This window comes from Bartonella sp. CL162QHHD, from assembly GCF_042195435.1.
Taxonomy (GTDB): domain Bacteria; phylum Pseudomonadota; class Alphaproteobacteria; order Rhizobiales; family Rhizobiaceae; genus Bartonella.
The window spans coordinates 1-13,223 of sequence record NZ_JBHIOG010000088.1 but is presented as its reverse complement, the minus strand read 5'-3'; the positions used below and the strand labels follow the sequence as shown (position 1 = coordinate 13,223).

Annotated in this window: 4 protein-coding genes and 2 pseudogenes; 5 read left to right on the top strand and 1 reads right to left on the bottom strand. The window is 37.3% G+C overall.

Annotated features, from left to right (window positions below):
* Positions 1 to 117: 117 nt before the first annotated feature.
* The 4 genes and pseudogenes from ACFILD_RS08885 to ACFILD_RS08870 form a co-directional block, all read left to right on the top strand.
* Positions 118 to 1,803, top strand: a pseudogene (locus tag ACFILD_RS08885) (DUF637 domain-containing protein); the annotation flags it as partial.
* Positions 1,804 to 1,815: 12 nt separating this feature from the next.
* Positions 1,816 to 4,395 (top strand): annotated as a pseudogene (locus ACFILD_RS08880) (DUF6990 domain-containing protein).
* A gap of 88 nt (positions 4,396 to 4,483) precedes the next feature.
* Entirely contained in the window at positions 4,484 to 4,831 is a 348-nt protein-coding gene (locus tag ACFILD_RS08875) for an HNH/ENDO VII family nuclease (RefSeq protein WP_375660688.1), read from the top strand.
* A gap of 275 nt (positions 4,832 to 5,106) precedes the next feature.
* Positions 5,107 to 5,577: an SMI1/KNR4 family protein gene (locus ACFILD_RS08870; protein WP_375621053.1), complete on the top strand. Its 471-nt coding sequence runs from the start codon at positions 5,107 to 5,109 to the stop codon at positions 5,575 to 5,577.
* Positions 5,578 to 6,625: 1,048 nt separating this feature from the next.
* Here the strand turns inward: ACFILD_RS08870 and ACFILD_RS08865 are convergent.
* The gene (locus ACFILD_RS08865; RefSeq protein ID WP_375665147.1) at positions 6,626 to 11,587 is read right to left on the bottom strand and encodes a DEAD/DEAH box helicase; all 4,962 of its coding nucleotides are present in this window, start codon (positions 11,585 to 11,587) and stop codon (positions 6,626 to 6,628) included.
* 953 nt (positions 11,588 to 12,540) lie between these two features.
* Here ACFILD_RS08865 and ACFILD_RS08860 point away from each other — a divergent pair.
* The coding region (locus ACFILD_RS08860; protein WP_375665146.1) for a POTRA domain-containing protein at positions 12,541 to 13,223 on the top strand (683 nt) is incomplete at its 3' end.

Here is a 13,223-nt window from a genome sequence, read left to right as displayed (position 1 = left end):
ACCTGTGAAGCCATATGCAAGTCTCAAGTACATTTTCTTCATTCGGTTTTTGTTTTTAATTTTCCATACGACACACGGCTATTTCAGGCTATTACTTTGGGTTGATTAAGATTTGTAAGGAAAGTTGATTGGCTAGCAGTTAAGGCTGAGTTTAAAGACTGGGATTATAAAGCCCAAGGGCTGAAAGAAGCCGGTGCGGCTATCGTGGCATTGGCTGTCACGGGGGCGCGGTTACGGGCGGAGCAGCCTTGGGTGCTGCCAGTGCCATTACCGGTGCATTGGGGCTTGGCTCGAGCACCGCCATGAATGCGGTGATACAGGCAGGTGTCCAAGCATTGATTGACAAAAGCGCTGTGGCTTTTGTCAATAATCGCGGCAATATTGCCGGCGCCTTGCATGAGCTTGGCTCTTCAAAGAATGTTCCCAGCATTGTCTCATCGATGTTAATGGCGGGCTTAACCAGTCAAATAACGGAAATGGCAGGTGTTGGACAATCTTTGCCAAAAACCGCTCCTTTTGTCGATCGTATCGCCCGTGAAGCGGAAAAGAACCTGATCAAAGCCGCCATTGGCACAGGCGTGCAAACGGCTCTTGAGGGCGGCTCTCTTGACAAGAACTTTTTTAACAATCTGCGCATTGCCCTGTCTGATACAGTTGGCAAATCGTTGGCAGAAGAAATCGGTACCGCCAAGGCAGAAGGCAAAATAGACACGGTCACACAGATCGTTGCCCACGCTGGTCTTGGCTGTTTAAAAGGCGCGGTTGCGAGTGGCGCTTGCTCTGCCGGTGCTATCGGCGGGGCCTGTGGGCGAAGCCACTGCTATGCTCCAGTTTAAACTGTGGTCCCCCAATTTTATACAAAAAGAAATAGCAGCATTGGATGGTCGTATTCCAACGGCAGAAGAACAAGCGCGTATAAATGCAAAGATTGAAGCACAGTTTGCTGACTTTAGCGATCGTGCCATTGATGTCGCACGGATTACAGGGGGCTTTGCTGCTGCCCTTGCTGGTGGTGATGTCAATACTGGCGCGGATGCCGCTGGAAATGCCGCGGAGAATAATTTTCTTCCTGCGGTAGCAGCATTAGCAGCATTCATTGTGTCGCTTACACCAGAAGAGTTGGCAGCTCTGTCTCTTTTTATGGCTGGCGGAGCAACTGTTGTTGGATCCTCTAGCAATAAGACGGCTATAACGGATTTCTTTGGCTATTTGTTTGCATTGAAAAATGCAGAAGAAGACAGCGAAAAAACAAACCAAAACTCAAAAGAAGAAAAAAATAAAAATTCTCAAACGGGCAATGAAAATCCACAAAACAATAATGATGATAATGATGGAAAGGGTAAAAGGCTTGGACAAGTCAGGAAGCATCATGAAAAAAAACGCGATGAGAAAAAACAAGAATTAAATGATGAAGGATGTAGAACATGCAAAACAGAAATAGTATTCAAAACTAAGACGGATAAGGGGGTAGTAAGATCTCGTGCGGATATCGTTTATATAGAGAATAGTAAAATAAAAATTGGCGAGGTAAAAACGGGGAAGAATGCTAAATTAAGTGAACAACAAAAGATTTTGAAAGAGGCATATAAAGAAGGAAATGCTGAGTCCACAAAAGGAAAATTTATAAAATTTTTTAAAGAGAACAAAGAGTTCTTAGAGGCATATCAAGAATCTTTCAAAGATTTTAAAGGAAGTGGCAAAGAATTAAACCAAGCTAGTAAAAAATGGGTTAAAGAACAATTGAGTAATAAGTTAGACAAAACAGACATTAACGTTTTTCATTGTCTAGGACTTTTTGAATGAAAGTGAATAGCGATGCGAACTAAAGACGTGACAGAGATTTTAAAAACGCTTGGCTGGGAACCTTATCGTGCTGAAGATGGTAGTATGTTTGCGCATTATCATCTTCCCGATCGCATTGTAGGCATTAGTTATGATGTTGTAGATTATGGAGAGGATGGGGGAAAGTTTCGGCTATCGGCTAATCTTACCACTGCTGCTTATTGCCTTGCTTGGGAATATGCTAGTGGTGAAGTATCACAGGATAAGTATGAAGATACGCTGTTTTCTGCGAAAGAGGATTTCGATGTTACAGCTTCAGATCTCTCAGAAAGCCATGTTAAGGAATCTTTAAATAGGGTTATCGCTTGGGCGAAAGCACAAGATATTGAACAAAAATTACGTGAAAAAGCAGCCAATCATTCTGCTGTTGCAGAAGCATTACTTGGTGATATTGAGGCTTTAAAAAGTTCTAAGTTTACACCCCAATTACATGTACCAGAATTTTCAGATTACAAAACAATAGGGTGGATTGAGCGCCTCATTCTTTTTGTGCAAGCTTATAAAAACGGGGAGTTAGATGACACTTTAGCGCGTAAAAAACCTAAATAGAGGTCGATGAGTCTTACAGCAGCAACTCGCATTTTTAAAATTCAAGGGTGGTTTTCCACAGAGCTTGGGAAAATGTGGTTGGTTTTGCCGGATCGTTTTATTAAGTTAGATTTTGGCTTTGTACATCTCTATGATCAGTATAATGTTCATCTCGAAGCTGAAATATCTAATGAAAAGATTTCTGTAGCTTGCGAATATATTCACTATAGGAGAGAATATAATTGGATACGACCTACGGATATTTATAAGTCTTTTAACACGATAGGAGGAGGGATTTTTAGTGGTTTTGATAAAGGAATTGATATTTGTGTAGAGACATTGAATGAGCAAGAGCTTATCAAAGTCTCTGAGCGGGTGATACAGTGGGCACGTGCCCAAGATTTACAAGCATCAATAGAAAGCAAAACACGTGTTCAAAAGTATAGCTATTATCCAGCTGTGATTTGGCATTTGGCTTGTTTAGCATTGACAGGTCAAATTGATGTCCTAAAATCCTATCAAGATTCTATCGCAGAGGGTAAGCTACCTGACCATTTGCAAAATCTTGATAAAGAACTGGAGGGGTATGTTAACCATGCCGTTAAATTTTCTGAAAAACATCTGAAAATCCTTAATGAGCGAGAGTCAGCAGAAGCACATCTCAGTCCACAAGTTTTGATTACTTTCAATAAAGTTACAGAGCAATTAAAAGAAATGGGTTGGACAGTTTATCGTGATAAAAACTACAATCGCAATGCTTATTTTGTAAGTAAAGACCGTATCATCAATATAATGTATAACCTTCAAAGTGATGAAGAAGAGCCGATTGTTGCATTTAAGGCTTCCCTTTCAACACTTAGTTTTTCTACGGCTCATAGAGAGATTTTCTATAATATGCCTCAATATATAGCCCTCAAAGAAGCAGAAGAATTTTATACAGTTTCTAGTACTGAATTGGCTGAAGGCAAGCTAAAACAGATCAGTGCGGATGTTCTTGAATGGGCTGATCGGCAAAATATTAATCAAATCATTTATGATTATGCGGCTTTGCCAACAAACAGTGAACTTGATCTTGTAGCGCGTCACCTTATTGCGCTTGTTTTGATTGGGGATGTTGAAAAGCTCAAATCTTATAAGGAGAATTTTAGAAAGGGAAATCCTTTAGGTTTTGTGGAAGAAATCTCAAAATATAGAATTGATAATCTCCTCACTCTTGCACGGGGTTATCGAGCAGGTTTTCCTAAAAATGCTCCGATTTTAAGCTTGGATCCGCAAACAGCATCTGTTGCTTCCAAAACTATTGCTGTTGAGGCGACAGAGGAAGCGGATGAAGTGGATGACACTGATGATCATCTCACCATGGAAAGTGCTCATGCACTTTTAAAAAGCTTAGGCTGGTCAACCGAGAAAATCAATGAGAATGACCATATGGCAAGCTATCAATTGGCTGATCGTGAAGTAGATATTCTTTATAACGACGAAATTGCCAAAGACTACCCGCAATTTGATAGCGCCTTTATGATTAGCACGGGCATTCTTTCCACCGCTTGTAAATTCATTGATCCTACCCACACGGAAGATATTCCAGATATACAGCTTAATTTTGAAGCAAAGGGGTTAGAAATCTTTGAACCAGAAGTCACTGCGGATCGCTTAAAGAAAGCACTTGATGATGCGCTAGAATGGTCAGTCAAAGACATTGACCTTTCTAAAAGACTTCGCTCTGATTATGGCACTGCTCCTTGGCAACAAGATGCAACATCTAAAGCAGATAATACGGATTATGCTTTACTTCATCTTGGCGCTCTTGCTTTATTGGGTGATGTTGAGACCTTACAATCTTATCAGAAAAGCTTTACGGCAGGTGATCACCTAGGCTTTGACGAGAGCATCAACAAAACCCACCTTGAACGTGCATTAGCTTTAGCCAAAGAAGTAGCAAAGGTGAAGCAAGTGAGCTACGCTTTGATTGAACGGGTAGCAAAAGATTTTGATGATCACTCAGAGCTTTCTAGCGAGGAATAACCTCGCTCTTGGAAGGAGAGTTTATTTAAGTCTATTTAGAACAAAGAATAAATTGATTATTTTGAAAAAATCGAGGGGATTATGAATCATGAAATGGATAAAGAAAAAAAGTATGGGGGCAGCTGAGCCGGTGGAATTTAAAAGTCAAAAAGTTTATCAGGAAGATGAACTGTTTGAGCCCGAAACAGTTTCTTCTTGGAAAGAAGAAGGACAGATAGTAACGGGTACAAATGTGGAAAGAATGGTATCAGGAAGAGCACCTATTGGAGTCGATTTTAGACCTATTATGTTACATCCTGTGACACAAGAACAAGATAGTCCTCTCGTTGAGGTTCTCTACTCATTTTATCAAGGCAGGAGTTTGCTTGCTCCTACGAATCCAAAGACAAATTTTATCAGAAAAGTTATTTGTTGGATTTCAAAAAAAAATTCCTAAGTAGGAAAAAAAGAAAAAGTAATTATTGCAAATATTGGAGTAATGTCCCTAAAAGGCGCTCTCTAAACTTTAATGATCACCTCCTTTAATTCCATCATATATTGTAAATGCGAGATGATTGTACAGAGGCAGATGAGAAAAGAGCTCCGTCAAGAACATATCTCTTATGATTTTATCAATCTCATCTCAATTCCATTGGCTATAGTAGAAAAAGATTGATCATTAGGAACACTCATTATGAGTAAAAACACGCTGTGACTTATGGAGAAAAATTTATGAAAAGTTATACTTTATCAGATGTTGCACAATATGTTGATATGCATAGTCATGTTATTAATTTTGGTACTCAAGATAATGCCCCTGATGATGTACGGATTAAAACAGCTGAGAACACTCTTGGTTTACAATTTACCTCTTCCTATAAGAATTTTTTAAAAAATTATGGAGGAGGAGAAATTGGAGGTGAAGAAATATTCAGTATTTATGAAATCTGTGCAGGTATTCCTGCTGGTGATATTGTTTACCGAAATTTGCTCGATAGAAGAGATGGCTTTACGGACCCCAAACAACTTGTTATCTGCACAACTGATTTTGGTGAAACCTTTTATTTTGATTATACGCAGTTTAGGGATGGTGAATGCCCTCTCTATCTCAAGTATACATCTGAAGATTCCGAATATTACGCAAGTAATTTTTATGAATTTCTCTGCAAAAGAATTAAAGAGTATGCAGGGGAAGATTCATGAAAACTTATACCTTAGATGATGTTATACAACTAGTTGATAAATAGGATAATTGTAATTTATAGACTGTTATGAAAACATCTCAATAGAAACTGATCATTATAGAGATGAGAAAAATCCCTTTTAATAGACCGTGTCAGTTTTGTCAGTTCTTTTTAGAGCCTATATTATTTTTTTTAAATGAGAGAAAATTAAAAACATAATATTTCAATAGGTTAATGTTTTTAAGACATAATTCATATCAAGAGTACAATCTTTAAAGATAACCAATGATGTGAATTGATTAAAACTTGTCAGGTTGTGTCAGTAAATTGAACTGATAAACTAGATTATTTTAGTAAGTAATTACAACACGTCTTATAAAAAGCGTATGAAAGTAAAAACTGATTACGTTATTAAAATCCCTTGTATGAATTTTATCAGTTCATTTGAATAGATAAACTTATGATTTTAGTGAGAGATTAAAATGTGCTTTATGAAAAGCATATGCTCCTTTAAAGCCTTTCAAAAGATAGTTTGTAACTCATAAGAAGTGCTATCAAGACCATTATGATTATGAGTTTTGAAGATTTTGAGTATTTTGAGGGTTCCTTTTACGCCCCTTTATATATTTTTTTCAATCAAAAAATAAAAGTTATTATATTTCAATATGTTAATGCTTTAAATAAACAGCCTATATTACACACAATACGTAAATACAATCTGTAATATATATATAAAGGGGTTTTGAAGGTATTTTGAGGGTTTGAGAAACCTTCAAAACCTATAAGTAATATAAGAAAATGAATATATATATATATATATAACTCTCTTTAAACAAAGCTTTTGAAAACAATAAAGCTATCATTTTAGATTACGGTATAATCTTTTAAAGGCAATTCAAATAAGAGTATTTAAAAGTGCAAATGATTTCTTTTTAGAATAACGCATATAAACACTCCTTTTAAAGATTGTATGTAAACAATTTATAAAAGGGATATAGAACCTATAGGTATAAGACCTTATACCCCTTGTGAGTTTATCATACCCATTATGTGAGCATGCTTTTAAGTTATTCAGTTTCTCTAATTTCTAATTTTGGTAAGCTTTTAACGATTTTCATTGTCTCTAAACTTACAGTAATAACCCTTTGAAACAACTCTAGAGGGTAGGCAGGGTTGCCAACGGTTTCAACAGCATAGCGATTGGCATCATTAACAATGCCGCTCTTTTTATCTGTCTTTACACATTGACGCCCCATAACCCATTCAAGAGCGGGTCTACCATTAACGATATACTCATAAGCTTCAAGAGGGATATCTGTCATTGTGATATTGCTGTTATAAATAACAGTTGATTTATCTTTCTCTTTACCTGCTTTTGCGAATTTCATTTCAGTCACATAATAAAACTTTTCTGGATTAGAGATATCAGTCTGTTTTGGATTGCCTTTTTTAAAGGTCACGGGATAAGGTTCTACAGTTTCATAGTTTACGTGCAAATGACCCAGTTCACGTCCTGCTGTTACAAACTTCCAAAAATCTTCAGCACTCTTTACGCAAGGAATGCGAGGCAATTCTTTAGAGAGGTTATCAGCATAACGAGCACGGTAATCTTCCGAATGGAGTAAACCGTAAACGTAATAGAATAGATCATCCTTAGTAATTTTTTCATTTGGATAAGCCTCTTTAAAATGTGCTAATCCTTCATCCGTAATGGCATCATGCTTCTGTAAACCAGCTGTTGTGCTTTTTTCTGTAAATAAATGGGATTGTTTCTCTTTATTGTTTTTCAAGGATTCAGCATCTTCATAAATATAGCGTGGAAAGCATTGACCTTTATCCACTACATCAAGATTAGGTAAATTTTTAGACATAAGTACAGAAAAACCCGATTGAGTTCCCGTACCTGTAATTTGTATTACCATATTTTCAACCACCTTCCCCATAGGGAATATCCGCGGCATTTGATAGACTCTCTCATTAAAAGTACGGTTGCAGTATAGCCATTGTTTCGTAAAAGGACGATAAAGACTTTGCGTGATGCATCTATTTTCAAATTCAAAGATTTTTCCTCTTACTAACTCTTGTTTAACATTATAGCTCCAACTTATCTTCCTCTCATCTGTATCAACGAAATTATTTACAGCCTTTGTACGTATCTTGCGACTAGCATGCGGATAGATATCATTAAAACGTTCCACTTCACTGTTATAGAAGGCAATCATATTACTCATGTTTTTCTTTAAAGTTTCATGGCTTGAGTTATACGTCCAAGCATCACGATTAGTTACAACCCCAAGAGAAAATGTTTCAAATAGTCTGAAATTACATCCCTTCTTATCGCCTATAGCTAAAAATGTTTTGAAATTGTTATCACGTTGATGAATCCAGTCACCATGTTCATCCGGTGTAATTATTTTCCAACTCGATTTATTTGTGATGCCATCAACACTACCAAAGTATTGAAGCATCTCAAGTTTTTTTGCGGTGGAAAGATTATCTCCAATATCATGATAGTAAATCTTACACGGTTGTTTTTTATTTGGATTGCGCACAAAAATCGTTACAGCTATTCCGTTTTGACTTCCAGAACCAAAAACATTGCCTCCTTCCTTTGATAGCTCTTTTGATTTTATATTTTTTCGAATATCACCACGAAGATTAATGATATAAATAGAAGAATATTCATTTCGTAAGCATTTTCGCATGCCATCAGCAAATGCTTTATCTATCCATCCATTTCCAGAAATATAAGCTACAATACCACCTTGAGAACTTAAGCGATTACTTGCCCACCTAATCGCTCGAATATAGCTATCATAGAGATTTCTTTTTAATGTTGCTTGAGATTTAAGTGCATACGTATTTTGGATACTTCTATCAAGTATTTCATACTCTACATTTGCATTATTATCATTCTCACTTCTTTGACCAGAAGAATAAGGAGGGTTACCAAAGATAACTTTGATGTTTAGATTTTTCTGATGTTCTAAATATTCACTGTTTTCTTTGAATAATTCCTGTAGAAGATTTTTCTCTTCAAGCATCTGAAACGTATCAGTCAAACCAATATGCTTAAAAGGAATATACTCACCTTTCATGATACTATGATAAGTCGATTCAATGTTAATCGCTGCTATGTAATAAGCTAAGATAACAATCTCATTGGCATGGATATCATGACGGAATTTATATTCCATATCCTCTGGTTTGATGAGATTAGATTGTAAAAGTCGTGTGATAAAAGTACCCGTTCCAGTGAAAGGGTCAAGAATAGAGACACCACGTGACCCTAAGCTTTTGCCAAATTCATTACGCAACACATCATCAACAGAATGAATGATAAAATCAACAACCTCAACGGGCGTATAAACAATCCCAAGCCTATCCGTGGTTTTCTTAAATGCCTTGGCAAAAAAACTTTCATAAAGTTTGATAATAAGATTCTGTTTTGCATGAGTTTCCGTAATGCTTGCTGTACAGAACATGACACTTTTGTAAAATTGATCAAGATCTTTCGTTTTCTCTTCGATATTTGTTTTATCCAGTTCCGTTAAGATCTTGTCCATTGCTTGCGAAATGGCATTGTTCTGTACAAATTCATTACCGTCAAATAAAGCTTCAAACACGGGACGCGTGACAAGATGTTGCGCTAACATCTCAATCGCTTCCTCTTGCTTGATTTCACTGTTGACGTTGTTCTTTAATTCCTTATGGAATGCATCAAAGGCGTGAAAGGCTTCACTCTTTTCATCGGAAATCATATCTTTAAGATGATTGATATGGTTTTGAGCAATCTCAGCAACATTGTTCGCCCAAATGCCCCAATAATCCGTGATTTTAAAACTATCCAGAAAAATGGCTTTGACAAAATCAAAAAATTCAGAACGGCGGAATAGGTCTCCTTGTCCTCCAGATACCGATTGAGATTTGCTTTCTGCTGTTCCAATGACACGTCCAGAACTTTCTGTTTTGGATGGTATCGAGATCTCATCAACCGTTGTGGTAAGCTCTTTTAATTCATTGGCACGCTTAATCTCTATAATCTCAATCGTATGGCTGCTATCTTGTCCTAAAGACATCTGATTAATTGTCCGAGCAAGCCTTTCATCATGAGAATGTAAAGCATGCAAAACTTGCCAAACAACACGGTATCTCTTATTGTTTTTTAAAGCCTTTTTGGCTTCTAAGTGTGAAGGAATGATAATAGGTAAAATGATATAGCCCGTTTTTTTATTTGGAGCACGGCGCATCACACGTCCCACCGCCTGTATCACATCCACTTGGCTATTACGCGGGTGTAAAAACATGATGGCATCAAGAGCAGGGACATCAATCCCTTCTGAAAGACACCGAACATTGCTTAAGATCCGACAAACATTTTGACCCGCATCTTCTTTAAGCCAATCCAATTCCTCATTGCGTTTTTTGACGCTTTGCGTTCCGTCAATATGTCTTACTTCACAGTTTAGAAAGGGAACGGTTTGAAGGAAATCATCAATATGAGATTTGATAATTTTATTGAAGAGCTTTGTAATATGTTCAGAGGTGTTGATATCTTTGCAAAAAGCTAAAGCACATTGCATGGGCTCTGTATCATCATCATCAACAGCAGCTTGCTTATCTATTTTGGTAAGGGCTCTATAACAGCCAATAATTTTTGCCGCATCATCTAAATCAATTTCATGGTTTTCATTGGCAATAATCTCTTGTATGGCTGGTGTGATATAGGTTTCATTAATACCCAAGACCACAATCTTGTAAGGAGTTAACAGTTCATTATCGACAGCTTCCGCGAAGGTATAATGATGGAGTTGTTTTCCAAAAAGTGCTTCATCATCCATAGAGGCGAGAACGGCATTAATCTCATCCGCCCGCCTTTTGGCAGTATCACTAAAGATACGCGGCGTTGCTGTCATGTAGAGACGTTTTTTACCACGAATAATGCTGTTATCATGAACCTTGATAAATTCAGATTCATTGTCTTCAGTTCCCAATGAAGCACCAGTGGTACGGTGTGCTTCATCACAGATGATTAAATCAAATTCGGGTAAACCATGCTCTTTTTGTGCATCCGAAATCACTTGGATAGAATGGTAAGTTGAAAAGACCACGGTCATTGCATCTGCTAGGGATTCACAAGCTTCTTTAGCAAGGGCTTGAGCATCCGTGGTAGCAGGGAGAACAAGATCTGATGTTTCCATGCCAACAATATCATCTTGGTTTTTACGACGCTTGCCTACTTTCGTATCAGAACAAACCGCAAAGGAACGCAAGGGCACTTGTGCATCGGCTGTCCATTCACGGATTGTTTGCGAGACTAAAGCCAGAGAAGGTACCAGAAACAAAACACGCTTGCCTTTCCCAGCAAGGGTTTCTGCTATCTTCAAACTGGTGAAAGTCTTCCCCGTACCACATGCCATAATCAGCTTGCCACGGTCTGCTTCTTTTAAACCTTCACAGACTTTCTTGATGGCTTCTTCTTGATGGGGACGAGGCTCTTTTGTTGATTTCAGAACAACTTCTTTTTTCGTTGCAAATATTTGCCAATCTATCCGACTGTTTTCCATATGACGAAGGTCAATGCGATAAACGGGTATCGCTTGTCCTTTGATCATGGCATTCACATTGTCACTTAATTCCACTTCCGTGCTATCAACAAGAAGACGATATTTAAAGATGTCTTTCCCAGAGGCTGCGATAAAGCTATCAATATCCTTTTTACTAATCTGATGATCTGCTTTATAAAACTTACACTGAATAGCCACATAGCCTTCTTGATGACGAAGCTTAGCAACCAGATCAATGCCGATATCATTTTTATTCCAACCTTCACGCTCTTCAGCCCATTCATAATAGGTTTCTACCTTTTCATATCGTCCATAATGGAGAGGGTCATGCATAAGATAAGCCATGACAAGATTTTCGAACAGTGTTCCTAATTCACGGGGTGATTTAGCTCGTTGACGATAATATTCTAAGAGAGAGCGTAAAGTGACATGTTCATTATCATACTTATTAAAGTGATGCATATTACAACAGGGCTCCGTTTTCACATAAGGGTTTAATTCTCTTCAAAAGAATCAAAACGAAGCTTATTAAATCCATTTTGAACGAATTGAGAAAAAATGCAGAAAAATGCCAAAAAAGCCGATAATTTTTTCAAAAAGTTTTTTTAAAGCTTGTTTATCCACAGCCCATGACACGGGGTCAGATCAGCAAAATAGTGAAATTTGCTGTTTATTTTATGGAAAAAAGACAAATGAAGCATGTGCTTTTAAATTATCATAATGATTATTTTGATAGGTTTTATGAGTCAGTAAAATAATCTATTTTGTCAGTTTAATTTACTGACACAAACTGACAAATATATATTATGGATTGTATTTAAGGTTGTATTGTCGATATAGGTTGTATCGTTAAAATACTAACATATTGAAATATAATGTTTTTAATTTTTTCTCATTTAAAAAAAATAATATAGGAGCTAGAATGAACTGACAAGACTGACAAAACTCTTCTGATAAGGTCACTCAGATCATTATCTTTGGAGAACGGGTGCTTAATGCGCTGTACAGAGAGTTTTGCCTATTTGAGTAGAAAGTTTTAAAAGACGTTTCTTTATTGTTTTCTATGATGGTTTTTGACGACAGGATGTGCTTGATCGCATGATGTCTCGTTTATATGCGTGTTGAGTGGCTTAGAGGAGCTGGAGAGTGAGTTTATCTCTAATTATTGATAAATATATTGTAGCATTAAACTGGGGATATTGATGTATTAACCATTGACGGGCTAAACAGTTTTGTTTAGAGGTCTTTTTACATAAATGTGGGGGAGAGATCTTCAGCAGTTAAAATAAAGCAGTTTTTTTAGTGTCACTTTTTGGGTCACAGAGGCATGTGCTTTTGTTAAAAGCGTCATAGGGCAGTGGCTGTTTTGAGTGGACTTGTTAGAGGTTTCATGAAGTTCTTTTAAAGAGTGCTTCATGAATAGTGCAAAGCGGGGGCAATCTGTATTGTTTTCTGTATTTTTACGCCAAAGTTCTCTTTTGAGAATTTTTCGTGCCATTTTTGTTTTCTTTGGCTTGTTTACAGGTGTAAATGTTTATGCGCGCTCCTCAGCTATTTTTCATTCCCCAACAGATAATTTTTCTCGCCAACAATCTGAGAAGCAGCAATTAGAAAGAATTGAGAATTTACGGTCTTTAACGCCTAAAAGGATAAAGACGCCTTCAGAGCAAAATCCAGAAACGCTTTTGGGTGGGAAGCAATGTTTTCCCATTCATGCTCTTGTTGTTGAGGGAGTGCATCATGTCAAAAAGCGCTTTATATCAGCCGTAACAGAGCCTTATGTTGGAAGATGTATTGGGCTTTCTGATATCCAAATATTGATCAAGAAGTTAACCAAAGTTTATTTGGATCAAGGCTATGTGACGGCGCGTTTTTACATTCCTGATCAAGATATCAAAAACAGCAAGACGCTCAAATTTGTTGTCGTTGAGGGCAAGCTTTCAGAGATTTACTATAATGGTTCACCGGCATCTCGTTATAACAATGTTGTGTGGAGTGCTTTTCCTGGGCTTCAAGATCATGTTCTGAACATGCGCGATATTGAACAGGGGCTTGATCAGATCAACCGTTTGAGTTCAGCGCACGCTCAAAGCGAACT

What these genes read in the sequence shown, in the direction of transcription:
- ACFILD_RS08865 (WP_375665147.1), bottom strand. Translation starts at nt 11,587, where the DNA reads ATGCATCACTTTAATAAGTATGATAATGAACATGTCACTTTACGCTCT.
- ACFILD_RS08875 (WP_375660688.1), top strand. Translation starts at nt 4,484, where the DNA reads ATGAAATGGATAAAGAAAAAAAGTATGGGGGCAGCTGAGCCGGTGGAA.
- ACFILD_RS08870 (WP_375621053.1), top strand. Translation starts at nt 5,107, where the DNA reads ATGAAAAGTTATACTTTATCAGATGTTGCACAATATGTTGATATGCAT.